At 48.2% G+C, this 21,658-nt stretch carries 16 protein-coding genes, 5 tRNA genes and 2 rRNA genes; all 23 read left to right on the top strand.

What is annotated here, in order from left to right; translation table 11 throughout:
• A 23S ribosomal RNA gene (locus DC094_RS18015) occupies window positions 1-88 on the top strand; the annotation flags it as partial.
• Window positions 89-215: 127 nt separating this feature from the next.
• Window positions 216-331 (top strand): 5S ribosomal RNA (rrf, locus tag DC094_RS18010).
• A 649-nt stretch (window positions 332-980) separates the two neighbouring features.
• The gene (locus DC094_RS18005) at window positions 981-1,961 is read left to right on the top strand and encodes a biotin--[acetyl-CoA-carboxylase] ligase (RefSeq protein WP_158527383.1); all 981 of its coding nucleotides are present in this window, start codon (window positions 981-983) and stop codon (window positions 1,959-1,961) included.
• Entirely contained in the window at window positions 1,961-2,704 is a 744-nt protein-coding gene (locus DC094_RS18000) for a type III pantothenate kinase (RefSeq protein ID WP_116688507.1), read from the top strand. Before DC094_RS18005 ends, DC094_RS18000 begins: the two co-directional genes overlap by 1 nt.
• A gap of 18 nt (window positions 2,705-2,722) precedes the next feature.
• Window positions 2,723-3,472, top strand: coding sequence for an SPOR domain-containing protein (locus tag DC094_RS17995; protein ID WP_116688506.1), 750 nt, complete (start codon window positions 2,723-2,725; stop codon window positions 3,470-3,472).
• A gap of 56 nt (window positions 3,473-3,528) precedes the next feature.
• Window positions 3,529-3,604, top strand: a tRNA-Thr gene (locus DC094_RS17990).
• 7 nt (window positions 3,605-3,611) lie between these two features.
• Window positions 3,612-3,695, top strand: a tRNA-Tyr gene (locus tag DC094_RS17985).
• Between the two features lie 16 nt (window positions 3,696-3,711).
• A tRNA-Gly gene (locus DC094_RS17980) sits at window positions 3,712-3,785 on the top strand.
• Between the two features lie 11 nt (window positions 3,786-3,796).
• Window positions 3,797-3,872: transfer RNA gene (locus DC094_RS17975), tRNA-Thr, on the top strand.
• 46 nt (window positions 3,873-3,918) lie between these two features.
• Window positions 3,919-5,142 carry an elongation factor Tu gene (gene tuf / locus DC094_RS17970; protein WP_116688505.1) on the top strand — a complete coding sequence of 408 codons (1,224 nt, stop codon included), beginning with the start codon at window positions 3,919-3,921 and terminating at the stop codon, window positions 5,140-5,142.
• 45 nt (window positions 5,143-5,187) lie between these two features.
• Window positions 5,188-5,263, top strand: a tRNA-Trp gene (locus DC094_RS17965).
• A gap of 75 nt (window positions 5,264-5,338) precedes the next feature.
• The gene (secE, locus tag DC094_RS17960; RefSeq protein ID WP_116688520.1) at window positions 5,339-5,710 is read left to right on the top strand and encodes a preprotein translocase subunit SecE; all 372 of its coding nucleotides are present in this window, start codon (window positions 5,339-5,341) and stop codon (window positions 5,708-5,710) included.
• Between the two features lie 2 nt (window positions 5,711-5,712).
• Complete coding sequence (nusG, locus tag DC094_RS17955; RefSeq protein WP_116688504.1) at window positions 5,713-6,246, top strand: transcription termination/antitermination protein NusG; 534 nt, start codon at window positions 5,713-5,715, stop codon at window positions 6,244-6,246.
• 69 nt (window positions 6,247-6,315) lie between these two features.
• Window positions 6,316-6,750, top strand: coding sequence for a 50S ribosomal protein L11 (gene rplK / locus DC094_RS17950; protein WP_116688503.1), 435 nt, complete (start codon window positions 6,316-6,318; stop codon window positions 6,748-6,750).
• Window positions 6,750-7,448: a 50S ribosomal protein L1 gene (gene rplA / locus DC094_RS17945; RefSeq protein ID WP_116688502.1), complete on the top strand. Its 699-nt coding sequence runs from the start codon at window positions 6,750-6,752 to the stop codon at window positions 7,446-7,448. Before rplK ends, rplA begins: the two co-directional genes overlap by 1 nt.
• A 230-nt stretch (window positions 7,449-7,678) precedes the next feature.
• Entirely contained in the window at window positions 7,679-8,206 is a 528-nt protein-coding gene (rplJ, locus tag DC094_RS17940; protein ID WP_116688501.1) for a 50S ribosomal protein L10, read from the top strand.
• 44 nt (window positions 8,207-8,250) lie between these two features.
• On the top strand, window positions 8,251-8,622 hold the full coding sequence (rplL, locus tag DC094_RS17935) for a 50S ribosomal protein L7/L12 (protein WP_116688500.1): 372 nt from the start codon (window positions 8,251-8,253) through the stop codon (window positions 8,620-8,622).
• Between the two features lie 240 nt (window positions 8,623-8,862).
• Entirely contained in the window at window positions 8,863-12,936 is a 4,074-nt protein-coding gene (rpoB, locus tag DC094_RS17930) for a DNA-directed RNA polymerase subunit beta (protein ID WP_116688499.1), read from the top strand.
• 55 nt (window positions 12,937-12,991) lie between these two features.
• Entirely contained in the window at window positions 12,992-17,200 is a 4,209-nt protein-coding gene (rpoC, locus tag DC094_RS17925; protein WP_116688498.1) for a DNA-directed RNA polymerase subunit beta', read from the top strand.
• Between the two features lie 141 nt (window positions 17,201-17,341).
• Entirely contained in the window at window positions 17,342-17,716 is a 375-nt protein-coding gene (rpsL, locus tag DC094_RS17920) for a 30S ribosomal protein S12 (protein ID WP_116688497.1), read from the top strand.
• Window positions 17,717-17,774: 58 nt separating this feature from the next.
• On the top strand, window positions 17,775-18,245 hold the full coding sequence (gene rpsG / locus DC094_RS17915; protein ID WP_116688496.1) for a 30S ribosomal protein S7: 471 nt from the start codon (window positions 17,775-17,777) through the stop codon (window positions 18,243-18,245).
• 12 nt (window positions 18,246-18,257) lie between these two features.
• Window positions 18,258-20,354 (top strand): elongation factor G, encoded by a 2,097-nt coding sequence (fusA, locus tag DC094_RS17910; RefSeq protein ID WP_116688495.1) that lies wholly within the window; start codon window positions 18,258-18,260, stop codon window positions 20,352-20,354.
• Window positions 20,355-20,380: 26 nt separating this feature from the next.
• Window positions 20,381-21,604 (top strand): elongation factor Tu, encoded by a 1,224-nt coding sequence (gene tuf, locus DC094_RS17905; RefSeq protein WP_116688494.1) that lies wholly within the window; start codon window positions 20,381-20,383, stop codon window positions 21,602-21,604.
• Window positions 21,605-21,658: the final 54 nt, after the last annotated feature.

Genomic DNA, 21,658 nt, shown 5'->3' with positions numbered 1-21,658 from the left:
TTGAAGACTACAACGTTGATAGGCAGGGTGTGTAAGCACTGTAAGGTGTTGAGCTAACCTGTACTAATTGCCCGTGAGGCTTGACCATATAACACCCAAGCAGTTTGCTGGTTGTTTGCGAGTAATCAATAGATTACAAAATGATTAAAGTAAGCTTACAAAACCGAATTAAGTCGTAATTGTTGATATTAATCAGCAACGTTACGCGCAGTTTGCTTGGCGGCAATAGCGAGTGGGAACCACCTGAATCCATCCCGAACTCAGAAGTGAAACCACTTAGCGCCGATGGTAGTGTGGGGCTTCCCCATGTGAGAGTAGGTCACCGCCAAGCGCCAAACAAAACCCGATTGCTTAAAAGCAGTCGGGTTTTTTTATGTCTGCAAAAAAGTGATTTAAGAAAAAACAGCCACCTGAATCCATCCGCTATTCCCGAATTTAGCAGAAATAAAACCACTTAGCGCCGATGGTAGTGTGGGGCTTCCCCATGTGAGAGTAGGTCACCGCCAAGCGCCAAATAGAAAATCCCAGATCAGCAATGATCTGGGATTTTTTTATTTCTAGGGACGGAATGTATGTCGTATAGAGGCAGGATGCCGGTACGACGTTTACTCAAGCATTCCAGCGCCGATTGGTATCTATCGAAAACCACCTGAATCCATTTGCATTTCCTGCAACTATCTAGGTCACGTCAGAGCCTACTGACGATTTAAATGACATTAGCGTTCTCCCGCCTGGCAGCAGTGAATGGCTTAGTATTAATTCCGCCATTTGAGCTTAAATCCCTGCTTTACCTCCTTGTCTGTTGTTCTTAGGAAATCCTTTTCTAGCTCAGCGGTTGATGCCGAGCTCGATATTACTGCGTTCGCCAGCACTCTTAAAAAGCCGTTCTCAAAAATAAATAGTTGTTTTAGGGGTATTTGAAAAAGCGTCCTGGAAACAAACCGCGATATAATGTTTTGCGAGTTGATAGGAGATTATTTGTGGCGCAACTGGAACGACTTAAACCTCTGCTGACATTGTTGGATGATGGCAAATTTCATTCTGGCGAAAGCCTGGGCGCTGAGCTAGGCGTGTCACGCGCTGTGATCTGGAAAGATATCCAATTTTTACTGGAAACAGGCTTATTAATTGATCGAGTCAAGGGCCGGGGTTACCGACTAAAGCATTCGCTGCAGTTGCTAAACCAAGCGGTGATTGAGCAGCAACTTGCTAAAGATAATTGCCCGCTGGCAGTCAGTTTGGATTTTGCTACGGAATCAACCAATCAAGATTTAGTTGAGTTGTGCCGTAAGCAGCCGGATACTCATGCTGTAGCAAGAATAGTCGAATACCAGTTCTCTGGCAGAGGTCGTCGAGGAAAAGTTTGGCAGTCGCCACCTTGTAGTAACTTGATGTTTTCAGTAGCTTGGCGTTTTTATTTACCACCAATGCGGCTAGGCTTGCTGAGTTTAGTGGTTGGCGTTGCTATTGCCCGTGCGCTAGAAAAATATACCGCCAGTACGCTGCAATTAAAGTGGCCGAATGATTTATTGCTAAATGATAAAAAACTAGCTGGGATTTTGGTTGAATTACCGAAAATTTCTGAAGATGAAACTTCAGCAGTTATCGGAGTGGGTGTAAATTTGTTAGTGGATGACAAGGTGGCAAAACATATTGATCAGCCATGGTCTTCTCTATCAGATATCTCCAGCAAGCCGATCGATCGTAACCAACTGCAAGTAGATTTATTGTCTGAGTTGGTGCGAGTTATTTCCAATGAAGCCTGCTGGAGCGAAGAGATTGCTTCTTTTTGGAAACATCGTGACTGGTTGCAAGGAAAGCGTATCGATATCAAGTCTGGTGAGCGAATTGAGACAGGTTTGGCATTAGGAATAAACGAGGCTGGCGGTTTAATGGTAGCTACCGAGAAGGGTGAAAAAGCGGTGTATGCTGGTGAAGTATCTGTAAGGCGAACTCAATAATGCTGTTAATTGATGCTGGAAATACTTTTGTTAAATGGCAGCAGTTCTCGCCAAGTGATTTCTCGAAAGAGAGTTCTTTTGGCCAATTTCCATTGCAAGAACCCCAATGGGAAATGTTGCATCAGCAAATAAATAGGCCGCTTGAGCGTATTATGGTTTCGAGCGTGGCGGGCGAAGCTTTTGATCAAAAGCTGGTTAAGCAATGCCAGCAACATTCAGCAGCTCCTGTTCAATTACTGCAAAGCCCAAATGAATTTTTACAGTTAAAAAATAGTTATTTTGAACCTGAGCGCTTGGGCATTGATCGTTGGCTAGCAATGCTGGCGGTTTGGCGAGAAACCTCCCAAGGCTTTTGTTTAATTGATTGTGGTAGTGCAGTGACTGTTGATGTGGTTGATGGGCAGGGTCAGCATTCCGGTGGTTTGATTACACCTGGCCTGGAGATGATGCGACAAAGCTTATTCGGTGGAACTGGCCGCGTTGATCGACGGCCCTCGGAAGATTCTCGGCAATCGTTTTTGGCTTGCAGTACTTTTCATGCGGTACAAGGCGGGACGCTTTATTCGTTGGTGTCCTATATTGATCGAATAGTCGATGAGATTCAGGCCACCTATGGCGAGTTAAATTGTGTAATTACCGGTGGTGATGCCGAGCAGTTGGTTTCATTGCTCAAGCAAAGCTTTCAAATGGAAAAAGGGTTGGTTTTTCGAGGATTGAAAATTTTTGCGACTCATAGCGAATAATAATTGCGGAGAAATGGAATGATGCGCTGGCTGGGGTTGTTGCTAATTATTGCGGTGCTTGCTATTCCCGCAGCCTGGTTTTATCAGCAAAAAACATTGCTATCCGGATTGGAGTATCCAACGCAGGTAAGGGTGGATGCCGCACAACGAGATCGTTTCGAAAAACAGGTCTATGCCAATAGCGATAAACTCAAGGGCTATCTCGATGAAAGTGAATATTCTCTGGAATTGGTAAAGGAAGCGCCATCGCTTGCTGAACTTGAAGCCCCTTCAATGTTCGACAAGAGTCAGGCTCCTGGTACGGAATGTTTTTGGTTGGGTCACTTTTATGAAGTGCGAGTGCCTAGTCAAGAGCAAAAGCGCTTACCTATCGAAGGTATTACAACTCAAGTGATCGATCAGCAGAAAGATCTATTTGAAGGTTGGTGGATTTATGTCGATGGCTTTTTAGATAGAACAGATGCTGCCGAATATAGTGAATTTCTCAATTTAAACGGCATTAGCAGTTTTACTGAGCCTGCAGCGGCAGAAGATGATCCGACTTATCGGGTGTCATTAGGGCTTTATGCCAGAAAAAAACAGGCGCAACGAGAAATAGAGCGATTAAGGAAGTACGGAATTGACGCAAAAGTCGCTCCGCGTAGTCGTCCTTATAAGGTTTATGGCTTAAGGATACTTCAAGACACAACTGTGAGCCCTAAAAATGCGCCTTGGAAACAACGACTTGAAAAAAAATACATAGGTACTTTCAAAAAAATCGCTTGTTAGGGTTGCGCTCAAGTAAAAATCCATTAATATACGCGCCCACACCGCAAGTGCGGCACGCCGGCATAGCTCAGTTGGTAGAGCAACTGACTTGTAATCAGTAGGTCCCGAGTTCGACTCTTGGTGCCGGCACCATACTTTCGGAGGGGTTCCCGAGTGGCCAAAGGGATCAGACTGTAAATCTGACGCGAAAGCTTCGCTGGTTCGAATCCAGCCCCCTCCACCATTTTACGACAAGGTTCGCGGGTATTGTTTAGTGGTAGAACCTTAGCCTTCCAAGCTAAAGATGCGGGTTCGATTCCCGCTACCCGCTCCAAATAGTAGAATGCTCATATAGCTCAGTTGGTAGAGCGCATCCTTGGTAAGGATGAGGTCCCCGGTCCGAATCCGGGTATGAGCTCCATATCTTTCAATGTATGTAATGCAATTTTCTGTTTGGGGGGTCTCTAGTGTCTAAAGAAGCATTTGAGCGTAAGAAGCCTCATGTAAACGTTGGCACTATTGGTCACGTGGATCATGGTAAAACTACCCTGACAGCAGCTCTTACTCGTGTTTGCGCCGAGGTTTGGGGTGGTTCTGCTATAGCATTTGATGGTATCGACAATGCTCCAGAAGAACGTGAGCGCGGTATTACTATCGCAACTGCTCATGTTGAGTATGAATCAGAAGTTCGTCATTACGCTCACGTCGATTGTCCTGGTCACGCCGATTATGTGAAAAACATGATTACTGGCGCGGCACAAATGGACGGTGCGATTTTAGTATGTGGTGCGACTGATGGCCCTATGCCTCAGACTCGCGAGCACATTCTTTTGTCTCGCCAGGTTGGTGTGCCATACATTGTAGTGTTTTTGAATAAGGCTGACTTGCTAGCAGAAGATTGCGGCGGAGCGGACAGCGAAGAATATGCTGAAATGCTTGAGTTGGTTGAAATGGAACTGCGTGAATTGCTAGGTGAATATGAATTCCCTGGTGATGACACTCCAATCATTGCAGGTTCTGCACTGATGGCGTTGAATGGCGATGATGCTAACGAAATGGGCACCACTGCTGTTAAGAAGTTGGTAGAAGTTCTGGATACTTATATTCCAGAGCCAGAGCGTGCAATCGACGGTGCGTTTATTATGCCAATCGAAGACGTGTTTTCGATCCAAGGCCGTGGTACTGTTGTTACCGGTCGTGTTGAGCGTGGCATCGTTAAGATGGGTGAAGAAGTTGAAATCATCGGTATTAAAGATACTGTGAAGACAACTTGTACGGGTGTTGAGATGTTCCGCAAGCTGCTTGATGAAGGTCGTGCAGGCGAGAATGTTGGAGTTCTTCTGCGTGGTACTAAGCGTGAAGATGTTGAGCGCGGCCAAGTATTGGCTAAGCCAGGCTCTATCAACCCGCATACTATGTTTGAATCCGAGATTTATGTACTAGGTAAAGACGAGGGTGGTCGACATACTCCTTTCTTCAAAGGATATCGTCCACAGTTTTACTTCCGTACTACTGACGTTACAGGTACTATCGAATTGCCGGAAGGTGTTGAGATGGTAATGCCAGGCGATAACGTTCAGATGAAGGTTGAGTTGATCGCACCGATTGCGATGGACGAAGGTTTACGTTTTGCAATTCGCGAAGGTGGTCGTACCGTAGGTGCGGGTGTTGTAGCGCGAATTGTTGAATAAAGTTTGAAAAGGTGGTCATTATTCGTATAATGAGCGCCCTTTTAAAGGCCAGTAGCTCAATTGGCAGAGCAGCGGTCTCCAAAACCGCAGGTTGGGGGTTCGATTCCCTCCTGGCCTGCCAAATAGGCAGCAAGCTCTAAGCTTGCTGCTTTTTTACGTTCGCCCAGAAATAACCTGGAAGTCGAGTGTGGCAATAATGAGTATGGAACAAACTGAAAGCAAAATGGATTCCGTCAAATGGGTTGCGGTTGCGGTTTTAGTCGCAGTTGCAATCATTGGTGATAATCAGTTGGCAATCGAGAATGGTTTCTACCGATTGCTGGGGTTGCTGGCAATTGCTGGTGTATCGGCATTTATTGCCTTGCAAACTAGCAAGGGTAAAAATGCTCGAGGCTTCGCCCATGATGCATATGGTGAAGCGCGCAAGGTTGTATGGCCGAGTCGTGCTGAAACCACGCAAACTACAGGCATTGTAATGTTTGCAGTGTTAATTATGGGGATCTTCCTCTATCTGGTAGATATGCTGCTGGGTTTTGGGGTTGAGTACCTAACTTCACTGGGCGGATAACGATGGCTAAACGTTGGTACGTGATACACGCATACTCAGGCTATGAGAAGCGGGTTCAGCAATCAATTTTGGAGCGCATCGAGCGCGCCGGACTTCAAGAAGAGTTTGGTGATGTTCTAGTTCCAACTGAAGAAGTCGTGGAGATGAAGGCAGGGCAGAAGCGCAAAAGTGAGCGTAAATTCTTCCCGGGCTATGTTTTGGTCGAGATGGAAATGACCGATGAAGCATGGCACCTAGTAAAAGACACTCCGCGTGTTATGGGTTTCATTGGTGGTACCAGTGATCGCCCTGCTCCAATCACAGACAAGGAAGCCTCTATTATTCTGGATCGTGTCCAGGATGGTGCTGAGAAACCTCGTCCTAAGACCTTGTTTGAAGTGGGTGAAGTGGTTCGCGTCACTGATGGACCATTTGCAGACTTTAACGGTGTGGTTGAAGAAGTTAATTACGAGAAGAGTCGCTTACGCGTGGCTGTTCTGATCTTCGGTCGTTCCACTCCGGTTGAGTTGGAATTTGGCCAGGTAGAAAAGAGCTAAAGCTCTTTTCCCATGGGGAGCCTAGAGTTCGTAGCTCAGGCGTTTGCACCCAAATAAAGGTGATTTACAATGGCTAAGAAAGTCGAAGCTTATATCAAGTTGCAGGTTGCTGCAGGTAAGGCGAATCCGTCACCACCAGTTGGTCCAGCTTTGGGTCAGCACGGTGTGAATATCATGGAGTTCTGTAAGACGTTTAACGCGCAGACTCAAGAGATGGAAGCTGGCATGCCTGTGCCTGTTGTTATCACTGTATACAGTGATCGCAGCTTTACCTTCATCACTAAGACTCCACCAGCTGCAGTTCTGTTGAAGAAAGCTGCTGGTTTGAAGAGCGGTTCTCCACGCCCTAACACTGAAAAAGTGGGCACTGTGACTCGTGCACAGTTGGAAGAAATTGCAACTACTAAGATGGCTGACTTGACTGCTTCAGATATGGACGCAGCTGTTAGAACTATCGCTGGTAGCGCACGCTCTATGGGTCTTAATGTGGAAGGAGTTGAATAATGGCAAAGCTCACTAAGCGTACTAAGGCAATCCGCGCAGCAGTTGATGCAACTAAGCAATATGCAGTTGACGAAGCTCTGGCTCTGTTAAAAGAACTGGCTAACGCTAAGTTTGAAGAGTCCATTGACGTTTCAATCAATCTGGGTATTGATCCACGTAAATCTGACCAAAACGTTCGCGGTGCTACTGTACTGCCAGCGGGTAGCGGTAAAGATGTACGTGTTGCTGTATTCACTCAGGGCGCTAATGCTGAAGCAGCTAAAGAAGCTGGTGCAGACGTTATCGGTATGGACGACCTTGCAGCTCAAATTAAGGGCGGCGATCTGAACTTTGACGTAGTAATTGCATCTCCAGATGCAATGCGCGTTGTTGGTCAGTTAGGTCAAATCCTCGGCCCACGTGGTCTGATGCCAAACCCTAAGGTTGGTACTGTAACGCCTAACGTTGCTGAAGCAGTTAAAAATGCTAAAGCGGGTCAGGTTCGCTACCGTAACGACAAAGGCGGCATCATTCACGCCGCTATCGGTAAAGCAAACTTTGAAGTTGCAGCATTGCAAAGCAACTTGGAAGCATTGATTGCCGACCTGAAGAAGCGTAAGCCTTCTTCAGCTAAGGGTTCTTTCTTCGTGAAAGTAACTCTGTCTAGCACCATGGGTGCTGGTATTGCGATTGATAAAAACACAATCGAATCTATTTAAGGATTTGATTGGCTCGACTCACTTTAGGGTGAGATGAGCTGATCTTGGCTCGTCATCTTAGGATGACGAACCGTCCAAGACCGTAGGCGCTCGAAAGGGCTTAAATTTTGCCTGCGTAGACGGTGATGCTTGACTCGAATGCTTTAATTTCGGTCGGCCACCGTAAAGCGCAAGTCTTCGGACTTGCATTTGGATGCCGCAATTTTGCGGCGACCGAGGAGGTAACCTAAGTGGCACTGAATCTCGAGAGCAAAAAGGCGATTGTCGCCGAGGTAAGCGAGGTAGCTCAACGCTCCTTGTCTGCCGTTGTAGCCGAGTATCACGGCCTTAGTGTTGGACAGATGACTGAACTTCGTGTTCAGGCTCGCGAGCAAGGTGTATACCTGCGCGTGGTTCGTAACACTCTGGCTAAGCGTGCCGTGGAAGGTACCAGTCTTGCCTGTTTACAGGAAGCTATGACCGGTCCTCTCGTTTATGCATTTGCAGACGAGGCACCTGGAGCAGCAGCACGTTTGATTCGCGATTTCGCGAAGACTAACGATAAGCTAGTTCCTAAGGCTATAGCAATTGACGGCACCCTATTAGGTGCTGAAAGCCTGAATACAGTAGCAAGTTTGCCGAACCGTGAAGAAGCACTTTCTAAGTTGCTAGCAACCATGCAAGCCCCTGCGGCGAAGCTGGTTCGCACTCTGAACGAAGTTCCTGGCAAATTGGTACGTACCCTGGCCGCTATTCGCTCGGAAAAAGAGTCTGTTTAAAGCAGCTATTTTCCTAGAAATTTTTATTTGAGGTAATTTGAGTCATGGCTCTGTCACAAGAAGATATTCTGAACGCAATCGCTGAAATGTCTGTAATGGACGTTGTTGGTTTGATCGAAGCAATGGAAGAGAAGTTCGGTGTAACTGCTCAAGCCGCAGTAGCTGTTGCAGCTGTTGCTGGCGATGCTGCTGCTGTTGAAGAGCAGACTGAATTTGACGTAGTAATGTCAAGCTTCGGCGCTAACAAAGTTTCAGTAATCAAAGCTGTTCGTGCAGCTACTGGTCTTGGCTTGAAAGAAGCTAAAGGCTTAGTAGAAAGCGCTCCTACTACAGTTAAAGAAGCTGTATCTAAGGACGACGCTGAAGCACTGAAAGCACAGCTTGAAGAAGCTGGCGCATCTGTAGAAATCAAGTAATTTTCTACAGTGTGTAGCAGGGACTCGTTCTTGCTCACGGAAATAGGCTGATGGCTTTGTGCTGTCGGCCTTTTTCCGTTTCCAGAGTTTGCTCTGGACGTTCGACAATCAGCTTTGCTGATTCCATATCCACCGTCGGTTAGGCGGTATTTGTCTTGTGTCGGGGCTTGCGCTGTAGGCGTCGAACAGAGGCAAGGTAGCTTCTCCACCGGCTCGCTAAACCTAGGCTGAGGAATGCTGATGGCTTACTCATTCACCGAAAAAAAACGCATACGTAAAGATTTCGGAAAGCGCCAGAACGTACTAGAAGTGCCATATCTTCTGGCTATCCAACTTGATTCCTACAGAAAATTTCTGGAGTCAGGCGGAGACAGGGAAGATGGAAGTGATTTTGGACTAGATGCGGCGTTCAATTCTGTTTTCCCAATCGTAAGCTACTCAGGCAATGCGGCATTAGAATATGTCGGATATCGCTTGGGTGCTCCTGTATTTGACGTAAAAGAGTGTCAGCAGCGTGGTGTTACCTATGCCGCTCCTCTACGAGTCAAGGTTCGTCTTGTTATTTATGACAAGGAAGCCAAGACCCAGACCGTCAAAGATATCCGGGAACAAGAAGTATACATGGGCGAAATTCCGCTCATGACTGAAAATGGTACTTTCGTAGTTAACGGTACCGAACGTGTCATCGTTTCTCAGTTGCACAGAAGCCCAGGTGTATTCTTCGACCACGACCGTGGCAAGACCCACTCTTCTGGCAAGCTGCTTTATTCTGCACGTGTGATTCCATACCGCGGTTCATGGCTTGACTTTGAATTCGATCCTAAGGACAGCGTATTTGTCCGTATCGACCGTCGCCGTAAATTGCCTGCATCTATTTTGCTGCGTGCTCTGGAATTCACAAGTCAAGAAATTCTGGAAATGTTCTATGAAAAGAACATTTTCCACTTCGGCCTTGGTGGTTTTGAACTGGAGTTGATTCCAGACCGCATGCGCGGCGAAACCTTGCAGTTCGATCTCAAGGATCCGGAAGGTAACGTACTGGTTGAAGCCAGTCGTCGTATTACCGCACGCCATATCCGCCAAATCGGCAAATTGGGTATGGAACGCTTGGAAGTACCAGTTGATTACCTGATGGGTAAGGTTTTGGCTGTTGATCTAGTTGATCAGGAAACCGGCGAACTGATTGCGGAAGCGAACACAGAAGTTACTGAAGAACTGATTGCTCAGGCAGGTCAGGCCGGCGTTCGTGTACTGGAAACCCTGTACATTAACGAGCTGGATTCTGGCCCGTATATGTCTGATACCTTGCGTTTAGATCCAACCAGTACGCCGCTTGAAGCGTTGGTTGAAATCTATCGTATGATGCGTCCTGGTGAGCCACCAACCAAGGAAGCTGCTGAAAACTTGTTCCATAATTTATTCTTTGCCGAAGAACGCTATGACTTGTCGGGCGTTGGTCGAATGAAGTTTAACCGTCGTCTGCAGCGTCCTGACGTGAAAGGCACTGGTGTTCTGGATAAAGAAGACATCATCGCAGTTCTGAAAACACTGATCGACATTCGTAACGGTAAAGGTCATGTGGACGATATTGACCACTTGGGTAACCGTCGCGTACGTTCTGTTGGTGAAATGGCAGAAAACCAGTTCCGTATCGGTCTGGTGCGTGTTGAGCGTGCAGTACGTGAGCGTTTGAGTTTGGCAGAATCTGAAGGCTTAATGCCCCAGGATCTGATCAACGCCAAGCCAGTATCTGCGGCGATCAAGGAATTCTTCGGTTCCAGTCAGCTATCCCAATTCATGGATCAGAACAACCCGCTGTCTGAGGTTACTCACAAGCGTCGTGTTTCTGCGTTGGGTCCTGGTGGTCTGACTCGTGAACGTGCTGGCTTTGAGGTTCGAGATGTACACCCGACTCACTACGGTCGTGTATGCCCTATCGAAACTCCTGAAGGTCCAAACATCGGTCTGATCAACTCTTTGGCGTGCTACTCGCGCACCAACGAGTACGGTTTCCTTGAAACACCTTATCGCAAGGTAGTTGATGGAATCGCGACCGGTGATATCAAATATTTGTCTGCTATTGAAGAAGGCAACCATGTAATCGCCCAGGCTTCTGCAGCGCTGGACGATGACGGTAACTTCCTTGAAGATCTGGTCGCTTCTCGTCATCAGAGTGAATTCTCTCTGGTTGCGCCGTCGACTGTTGAATACATGGACGTTTCGCCTAAGCAGATTGTATCGGTTGCCGCATCGATGATTCCTTTCTTGGAACACGATGATGCTAACCGAGCTTTGATGGGATCGAACATGCAGCGTCAAGCTGTCCCAACTTTGAGAGCGGATAAGCCTCTGGTTGGTACAGGTATGGAGCGCGTGGTTGCGATTGACTCCGGTGTAACCGAAGTTGCCCGTCGTGGCGGTATTATCGAATCAGTTGATGCGGGTCGTATTGTTATCCGTGTTGGCGACGATGAGATTGAAGATGGTGAAGCGGGCGTAGATATCTACACCCTGACCAAGTACACCCGTTCTAACCAGAACACCTGTATTAACCAGCGTCCGTTGGTATCTCCAGGTGATGTGGTTGCGCGTGGCGACGTACTGGCAGATGGTCCTTCTACCGACTTGGGTGAGCTGGCTTTGGGTCAGAACATGTTGGTCGCGTTTATGCCTTGGAATGGTTACAACTTTGAGGACTCGATCCTCATCTCCGAGCGTGTAGTTCAGGAAGACCGCTTTACCACGATCCACATTCAGGAACTGACCTGTGTGGCTCGTGACACCAAGCTAGGGCCAGAAGAAGTGACTGCCGATATCCCGAATGTGGGTGAAGGCGCGCTGAGCAATCTGGACGAAGCCGGTGTGGTATACATTGGTGCTGAAGTTAAGCCGGGCGACATTCTGGTTGGTAAGGTAACGCCTAAGGGTGAAACCCAGCTAACGCCGGAAGAGAAGCTATTACGTGCGATCTTCGGTGAGAAGGCTTCTGACGTTAAGGATACTTCCTTGCGTGTACCGACAAGCACCTTCGGTACTGTTATCGATGTTCAGGTATTTACCCGTGACGGCGTTGAGAAAGACACCCGAGCACTGGCCATTGAAAACGAACAGTTAGACGTCGTTAAGAAAGACCTTAAAGACGAATACCGCATCATGGAAATTGCAGCGTTTGAACGTTTGCAACGCGTACTGATCGGTAAGCAAGCATTGCGTGGCCCTAACGGCTTAGCAAATGCTGAAGTCAACATCGACTACTTGTCTGAATTACCACGCGAGCGTTGGTTCGACTTGGTAATGGAAGATGACGATCTCAACAAGCAGCTGGAGCTAACTGCCCAGAAGCTAGAAGAGAAACGTGTTGAAGCTGAGCACCGTTATGAAGACAAGCGTAAGAAAATCACCCAAGGTGATGATCTGGCGCCTGGCGTACTGAAAATCGTTAAAGTTCACCTGGCAGTGAAGCGTCGCATCCAGCCTGGTGACAAGATGGCCGGTCGTCACGGTAACAAGGGTGTTATCTCCATGGTTGTTCCTGTGGAAGATATGCCTTATGACGCCAACGGTAAGCCAGTTGATATCTGCTTGAACCCATTGGGTGTTCCTTCTCGAATGAACATCGGTCAGGTGCTTGAATTGCACTTGGGTTGGGCGGCTCGTGGCCTTGGTGAGCGTATCACTGAGATGCTGCAGCAGCAGCGTTCTATTGTCGATCTACGTGACTACCTGCAGCGCATCTATGATGCGGGTGACGGTAAGCGCGAAGATATGACCTTGTTGAACGACGCAGAGATTATTCAGTTAGCTGAGAACCTGCGTGGCGGTGTTCCTATGGCAACGCCGGTATTTGACGGTGCCAAGGAATCGGAAATCAAAGAGTTGTTAGAGCTGGCAGGCTTGCCTGCATCAGGTCAAACAACGCTGCATGATGGCCGTACTGGTGATGCGTTCGATAACAAGATATCTGTCGGTTACATGTACATGTTGAAGTTGAACCACTTGGTTGACGACAAGATGCACGCGCGTTCTACCGGTTCTTACAGCTTGGTAACTCAGCAGCCATTGGGCGGTAAAGCTCAGTTTGGTGGCCAGCGTTTCGGTGAGATGGAGGTGTGGGCACTAGAAGCTTATGGTGCTGCATATACATTGCAGGAAATGTTGACTGTTAAGTCAGATGACGTAAACGGTCGTACCAAGATGTACAAGAACATCGTTAACGGCGATCACCGTATGGAGCCTGGCATGCCAGAGTCCTTCAACGTACTGGTGAAAGAAATCCGCTCGTTGGGCATTAGCATCGATTTAGAACAAGACTAAACCGTTTTGATCAAGGGAAGGCTTTAGGCAAAGCCTTCCCGTTAGGAGAAGAGCCTTGAAAGATCTATTGAATCTTCTGAAACGCCAGGGACAGCCGGAAGAGTTTGACGCAATCCGCATCCAGTTGGCGTCCCCGGACATGATTCGGTCCTGGTCCTACGGTGAAGTCAAGAAGCCGGAAACCATTAACTATCGTACTTTTAAGCCGGAGCGCGATGGTCTGTTTTGTGCCAAAATTTTTGGCCCAATCAAGGACTATGAGTGCCTGTGCGGAAAGTACAAGCGTCTCAAACACCGTGGTGTTATTTGCGAGAAGTGTGGCGTTGAAGTTGCACTGTCTAAAGTTCGTCGCGACCGTATGGGTCACATCGAACTGGCAAGCCCGGTTGCACACATTTGGTTTTTGAAATCACTGCCAAGCCGTATTGGTATGTTGATGGATATGACGCTGCGTGATATCGAGCGCGTGTTGTACTTCGAAGCATTTGTGGTAGTTGATCCAGGTATGACTAGCCTGGAACGCAATCAGTTATTGACCGATGAGCAATATCTGGAAGCGATTGAAGAGTTCGGTGACGAATTCGACGCACGCATGGGTGCTGAAGCAGTTAAAGAATTGCTGATGTCCATGGATCTGGAGCAGGAAATCCAGATTCTGCGTGAAGAGATTCCAAACACCAACTCAGAAACCAAGCTGAAGAAGCTGACCAAGCGTCTGAAATTGATCGAAGCATTCTACGAGTCTGGTAACAAGCCTCAGTGGATGATCATGGAAGTGCTGCCGGTTCTGCCACCTGACTTACGTCCGTTGGTACCGCTGGATGGTGGTCGTTTTGCGACTTCTGATTTGAACGATTTATATCGACGCGTTATCAACCGCAACAACCGTCTCAAGCGTCTGTTAGACCTGAGTGCACCTGACATCATCGTGCGTAACGAAAAGCGTATGTTGCAGGAAGCAGTTGATGCGTTGTTAGATAACGGTCGTCGCGGTCGTGCGATTACAGGTTCTAACAAACGTCCTTTGAAATCCTTGGCTGACATGATCAAGGGTAAGCAAGGTCGTTTCCGTCAGAACTTGCTGGGTAAGCGAGTTGACTACTCAGGTCGTTCGGTAATCGTGGTAGGTCCTACCCTACGTCTGCATCAGTGTGGTCTTCCTAAGAAGATGGCTCTGGAGCTGTTCAAGCCGTTCATCTTCTCCAAGCTGGAATTGCGTGGTCTTGCGACCACCATCAAAGCAGCCAAGAAGATGGTTGAGCGCGAAGAGCCAGTCGTTTGGGATATCTTGGACGAAGTAATTCGCGAACACCCTGTCATGCTAAACCGTGCACCTACTTTGCACCGTTTGGGTATCCAGGCGTTCGAACCGGTCCTGATTGAAGGTAAAGCAATTAACCTGCACCCACTAGTGTGTGCGGCTTATAACGCTGACTTTGACGGTGACCAAATGGCTGTTCACGTACCGCTGACACTGGAAGCCCAGTTAGAAGCGCGTGCGTTGATGATGTCTACCAACAACGTACTGTCTCCTGCGAACGGTGAGCCAATCATCGTGCCGTCTCAGGACGTTGTTTTGGGCTTGTACTGGATGACCCGTGAGCGTATTAACGCTAAGGGTGAGGGCATGGCATTAACCGATATCGACGAAGTCGAGCGGGCAATGCATTCAGGTGCGCTACATCTGCAAGCCAAGATTAAAGTTCGGATCCGTGAAGTGTCTATCGACGAGATTACTCGTGAAAAGACTGCGGTGATGAAAGTGGTTGAAACGACTGCAGGTCGTGCTTTGTTATGGAAGATTGTTCCAGAAGGTCTGGGGTTCGACACAGTTAACCAGAATATGACTAAGAAAACCGTTTCCAAGCTGTTGAATGCTTGTTACCGGATTGTTGGTCTGAAAGAGTCGGTAATTTTTGCTGACCAATTGATGTATACCGGTTTCCGTCGTGCAACTCTGTCTGGTGTGTCTATCGGTGTTAACGATATGACCATTCCAGAAGCGAAGAAAGGCATCATCGCTAAGGCAGAATCGCAAGTTCGTGAAATTGAAGAACAGTATCGCACGGGTCTGGTAACAGCCGGTGAGCGTTACAACAAAGTTATCGACATTTGGTCTAGCACCAACGAGCAAGTCGCTAAATCGATGATGGACAACTTGTCCACAGAGATGACAGTGAATGGCTTGGGTGAGGAAGTTAGCCAACAGTCTTTCAACTCTATCTACATGATGGCCGATTCCGGCGCTCGTGGTAGTGCAGCGCAGATTCGTCAGTTGTCTGGTATGCGTGGTCTGATGGCCAAACCAGATGGCTCGATCATCGAAACGCCAATCACTGCGAACTTCCGTGAAGGTTTGAACGTAGCTCAGTACTTTATCTCGACTCACGGTGCTCGTAAGGGCCTAGCGGATACCGCACTGAAAACAGCTAACTCTGGTTATCTGACGCGTCGTCTGGTTGACGTTGCTCAAGATCTGGTAGTGACCGCTGACGATTGTGGTACGCGTACCTTCTTGAAAATGACACCGCTGATTGAAGGTGGCGATGTTGTTGAACCACTGCATGAGCGTGTTCTGGGTCGTGTTGTTGCTGAAGACGTTCTGATTCCTGGTACTGAAAATGTACTGTTGCCAGAAGGTACTTTGCTTGACGAGAAGCTGGTTCTGGTTCTTGAAGAAAACACCATTGATGAAATTCAGGTGCGGACTCCAATTACTTGTGAAATCAGTTACGGTATTTGTGCCAAGTGCTACGGTCGTGACCTAGCTCGAGGCCACCTGGTCAATGCTGGTGAAGCTGTGGGTGTTATCGCTGCTCAGTCAATCGGTGAGCCGGGAACCCAGCTGACCATGCGTACCTTCCACATTGGTGGTGCTGCATCTAGATCGTCTGCTCAAGACAGCATTCAGATTAAAGCAGCGGGTATGATCAGAATCACCAATGCCAAGCTGGTTGATCGTACTGACGGCAAGCAGACCTTGGTATCGCGTTCTACTGAACTTGCGGTTGTTGATGAGTTTGGTCGTGAGCGTGAGCGCTACAAACTGCCATATGGTTCGATTCTGCCACTGCGTGATGGTGTGCATGCGAAAGCCGGTACCACAGTTGCTAACTGGGACCCGCACACGCATCCAATCATTACCGAAGTAGCGGGCCGTTTGGAGTTTGTTGACCTGGTTGAAGGTGTGACCATGGAGCGTAAGACCGATGATAATACCGGTCTGTCGTCTCTGGAAGTTACCGATTCCAAGGCACGTAGTACCTCGAGCAAGGACTTGCGTCCAATGATTCGTCTGGTTGATGACGCGGGTAATCCGTTGAACATCGCCGGTACTGATCTACCTGCGCAGTACTTCTTGCCAGCTGGCGCAATCATTAACCTTGAGAAAGGTGCTCAGGTTAATGGTGGTGATACGTTAGCGCGTATTCCTCAGGTTGCATCGAAGACACGAGACATCACCGGTGGTTTGCCACGGGTTGCTGACTTGTTTGAAGCGCGTAAGCCTAAAGAACCTGCGATTCTTGCAGAGATCACGGGTACCGTTTCCTTCGGTAAAGAAACCAAAGGTAAGCGTCGTTTGGTGATTACTCCATCCGAGGGAGAAGTTTATGAAGAACTGATTCCTAAGTGGCGTACCATGAACATCTTCGAAGGTGAGCATGTTGCTAAGGGTGAAGTGATTTCTGACGGCCCATCCAACCCACATGACATTTTACGTCTGCGAGGCGTAAGTGCATTGGCTGAGTACATCGTTAACGAAGTACAGGATGTTTACCGTCTGCAGGGTGTTGGCATTAACGATAAGCATATCGAAGTTATCGTTCGTCAGATGCTGCGTAAAGTTGAAATCAGCGATACCGGTGATAGTAAGTTCTTGGTGGGTGAGCAAGTTGAACTGGCGAAAGTTCGTCAGGAAAACAAGTCACTTGAAGATCAGGACCGATTCCCGGCTCGTTTCAATCGCGTTCTGTTGGGTATCACTAAGGCATCATTGTCTACTGAATCCTTCATCTCGGCAGCGTCGTTCCAGGAAACTACGCGTGTTCTGACCGAAGCTGCGGTAAGCGGCAAGCGTGATAATCTGCGCGGTCTGAAAGAGAACGTTATTGTGGGTCGACTGATTCCTGCGGGTACTGGTCTGACTTATCACAAGGCGCGTCAAAAGCAACGCGAAGAAGAAAAACGTGGAAAAGAGATGCCTGGCATCAGTTCCGCAGACGTTGAGCAGGCGCTAAGTGACGCGCTTAACTCAGCGGATTAATTCAAACAAAGGCACCTTGCGTTCGTAAGGTGCCTGTTTGACTTTGAATAAAGCCCTGATACAATCCCGCGGCTTTAATTTGGCAACTGGTGCGCTTTCGCACCGATTGCTGTTGTACCTGGTAACTGGAGAAAACGATAGATGGCTACCATCAATCAGCTAGTGCGGAAGCCACGCAAGAGTAAGGCGGACAAAAGTAACGTCCCAGCTCTTGAAGCTTGCCCGCAGAAGCGTGGTGTATGTACTCGCGTATATACAACTACCCCTAAGAAGCCGAACTCAGCATTACGTAAAGTATGTCGCGTTCGTTTGACCAACGGCTATGAAGTGACTTCCTACATTGGTGGTGAAGGTCACAACTTGCAAGAGCACAGTGTTGTTCTGATCCGTGGCGGTCGTGTAAAAGATTTGCCCGGTGTTCGCTACCACACAGTACGTGGCAGCCTGGACACCGCTGGTGTAAGTGATCGACGTCAAGGTCGTTCAAAATACGGTGCTAAGCGCCCTAAGAAGTAAATTTCTGAGTAAGGCCGGATTTAATTCCGGGCGAACCTGAAGCAACAGAGTAGAGAAGATGCCTAGAAGACGAGTTGTAGCCAAACGTGAGATCTTGCCGGATCCTAAGCACGAAAGTCAGATCCTGGCAAAATTCATCAACATGGTGATGGAAGACGGAAAAAAATCCGTTGCTGAAAAGATTGTGTACGGCGCGCTGGATATTGTCGCTGATAAAAAAAGCGGTGAACCAGTAGATTCATTTACTGATGCTTTGGACAAGTTACGTCCAATGGTTGAAGTTAAGTCTCGCCGTGTTGGTGGCTCCACTTACCAGGTACCTGTGGAAGTAAGGCCTGCTCGTCGTACGGCTCTGGCTATGCGCTGGTTGGTTGACGCCGCTCGCAAGCGTGGTGAGAAGAGCATGGGTCAGCGTTTAGCTGGCGAATTGTTGGATGCCCTTGAAGGTCGTGGTTCTGCGATGAAGAAGCGTGAAGACGTGCATCGCATGGCTGAAGCTAACAAGGCATTTGCTCACTACCGCTGGTAATAGGAATCAATCATGGCTCGTACTACCCCTATTAATCGCTACCGTAACATCGGTATCTGTGCCCACGTTGATGCTGGTAAAACTACCACCACTGAACGTGTTTTGTTCTACACGGGTCTTTCTCATAAGATCGGTGAAGTGCATGACGGCGCAGCGACCATGGACTGGATGGAGCAAGAGCAGGAGCGTGGTATTACTATCACCTCGGCTGCGACTACTTGTTTCTGGCGCGGTATGAATGCTCAGTTTGACGAGCATCGCGTAAACATTATCGACACCCCCGGCCACGTTGACTTCACCATTGAAGTTGAGCGTTCGTTGCGTGTGTTAGATGGTGCTGTTGTTGTTCTGTGTGGTTCATCCGGTGTTCAGCCTCAGACTGAAACTGTATGGCGTCAGGCCAACAAGTATGAAGTTCCACGTATGGTATTCGTCAATAAGATGGACCGTACTGGCGCAGACTTCATGATGGTTGTACGTCAGATGCGTGAGCGTCTGGGTGCAAATGCTGTTCCTATGCAGCTAACTATCGGTTCTGAAGATGAGTTCAAAGGTGTTGTTGACCTGCTGAAGATGAAGGCCATTCTGTGGAATGAAGCTGATCAGGGCATGACGTTTGAATATGGCGAGATCCCTGCGGATCTGGCTGATGAATGCCAGGAAATGCACGAATACCTGGTTGAATCAGCGGCAGAAGCCACTGACGAATTGATGGAAAAATACCTTGAAGAAGGTGAGTTGTCGGAAGAGGAAATCAAAGCTGGTATTCGCAAGCGTACCTTGGCTAACGAGATTGTTCCTGTCTTCGGTGGTTCGGCATTCAAAAACAAAGGTGTTCAGGCTGTACTGGACGCTGTTATTGAATACATGCCTTCTCCAAAAGAAGTTAAGGCTATCGAAGGCTTGCTGGACGACGGTGAAACTGTCGAAACCCGCTCAGCTGACGATACTGCACCATTTGCGGCGCTGGCATTTAAAATTGCCACCGACCCGTTTGTGGGCACGCTGACTTTTGTTCGTGTTTATTCTGGTGTTGCCACTTCTGGCTCCAGTGTAATCAACTCGGTCAAAATGAAGAAAGAGCGTATCGGCCGTATGGTTCAGATGCACGCCAACAACCGTGAAGAGATTAAAGAAGCTCTGGCGGGTGATATCGTTGCACTGATCGGTATGAAAGATGTGACTACTGGCGACACCTTGTGTGATCCAGCTAATCCAATCGTTCTAGAACGCATGGAATTCCCTGAGCCAGTAATTTCTTTGGCGGTTGAGCCAAAGTCTAAACCTGACCAAGAAAAAATGGGTGTTGCACTGGGTAAATTAGCCCAGGAAGATCCATCTTTCCGCGTTCAAACGGATGAAGAAACCGGTCAAACCATCATCTCAGGTATGGGTGAATTACACCTAGATATCTTGGTTGATCGCATGCGTCGTGAGTTCAACGTTGAATGTAACGTTGGTAAGCCTCAGGTTGCCTACCGCGAAACTATCCGTAAGGCAGTTGAGTGTGAAGGCAAGTTTGTACGTCAGTCTGGTGGTCGTGGTCAGTATGGTCACGTTGTCCTGAAGATTGAGCCAAACGAGCAAGGCGCTGGTTTCGAGTTCATCAACCAGATCGTTGGTGGTTCTGTTCCTCGTGAATATATCCCAGCGGTCGCTAAGGGTTGTGAAGAGCAGTTGGAGAACGGTGTTATCGCCGGTTACCCAGTGCTTGACGTTAAAGTAACCCTGATTGACGGTTCTTACCACGATGTTGACTCTAACGAAATGGCATTTAAAGTTGCCGGCTCTTTAGGTATCAAGAATGGTTGTAGCCAGGCGAGCCCAGTACTGCTTGAGCCAATGATGAAGGTTGAAGCGGTTACCCCTGAAGATTACATGGGTGACGTAATGGGCGACCTGAACCGTCGTCGCGGCATCGTTCAAGGCATGGAAGATACTCCATCCGGTAAAACGATTGATGCCGAAGTACCGCTGTCCGAAATGTTCGGATATGCAACTGATTTGCGTTCCATGAGTCAAGGCCGTGCCAGCTACTCAATGGAATTCAGCAAGTATGCCGAGGCGCCTAACAGCGTGGCCGAAGCAATTATCAAGAAAGACTCATAAGTAGTCGATTGTAGAGGTTTTGAACCGTGTCTAAACAAACATTTGAACGTAACAAGCCCCATGTAAACGTGGGCACCATCGGCCACGTTGACCATGGTAAAACCACCTTAACTGCAGCCCTTACTCGCGTTTGTGCTGAAGTTTGGGGCGGCGACGCTGTAGCATTTGACGGTATCGATAATGCTCCAGAAGAGCGTGAGCGCGGTATTACTATCGCTACTGCTCACGTTGAGTATGAATCAGAAGTTCGTCACTACGCACACGTAGACTGCCCAGGTCACGCCGATTATGTTAAAAACATGATCACTGGTGCTGCGCAGATGGACGGCGCAATTTTGGTATGTGGCGCGACTGACGGCCCAATGCCTCAGACTCGTGAACACATCCTGCTTTCTCGTCAGGTTGGTGTTCCATACATCGTAGTATTCCTGAATAAAGCTGACTTGCTGGCAGAAGATTGCGGCGGAGCGGACAGCGAAGAATATGCTGAAATGCTTGAGCTGGTTGAAATGGAATTGCGTGAGCTGTTGGGTGAGTATGACTTCCCAGGCGACGACACTCCAATCATTGCAGGTTCTGCATTGATGGCGTTGAACGGCGACGATGCTAACGAAATGGGTACTACCGCTGTTAAGAAGCTGGTAGAAACTCTGGATACTTATATCCCAGAGCCAGAGCGTGCAATCGACGGCGCATTCATCATGCCAATCGAAGACGTATTCTCAATCCAGGGTCGTGGTACTGTTGTTACCGGCCGTGTTGAGCGTGGTATCGTTAAGATGGGTGAAGAAGTTGAAATCATCGGTATCAAAGATACTGTGAAGACAACTTGTACTGGTGTTGAAATGTTCCGCAAGCTGCTTGACGAAGGTCGTGCAGGTGAGAACGTTGGTGTGTTGTTGCGTGGTACTAAGCGTGAAGACGTTGAGCGTGGTCAGGTATTGGCTAAGCCAGGTTCTATCAACCCACACACTACATTCCAGTCTGAAATCTATGTATTAGGTAAAGACGAAGGTGGTCGCCATACTCCTTTCTTCAAAGGATATCGTCCACAGTTCTACTTCCGTACTACTGACGTGACCGGTACTATCGAATTGCCAGAAGGCGTTGAGATGGTAATGCCAGGTGACAACATTCAGATGACGGTTGAGCTGATTGCACCAATCGCTATGGATGAAGGCCTGCGTTTCGCTATTCGCGAAGGCGGCCGTACCGTAGGTGCAGGTGTTGTAGCTAAGATTCTGAAGTAATAGCTAACACATCTGAAAAAGCTGTGTTATAGTCGCCGCCTCTGCTGATTAGGC

Source organism: Pelagibaculum spongiae, from assembly GCF_003097315.1.
Taxonomy (GTDB): Bacteria; Pseudomonadota; Gammaproteobacteria; order Enterobacterales; family Pelagibaculaceae; genus Pelagibaculum; species Pelagibaculum spongiae.
The sequence above is the reverse complement of the archived record's forward strand: the minus strand, read 5'-3'. Positions and strand labels throughout refer to the sequence as shown.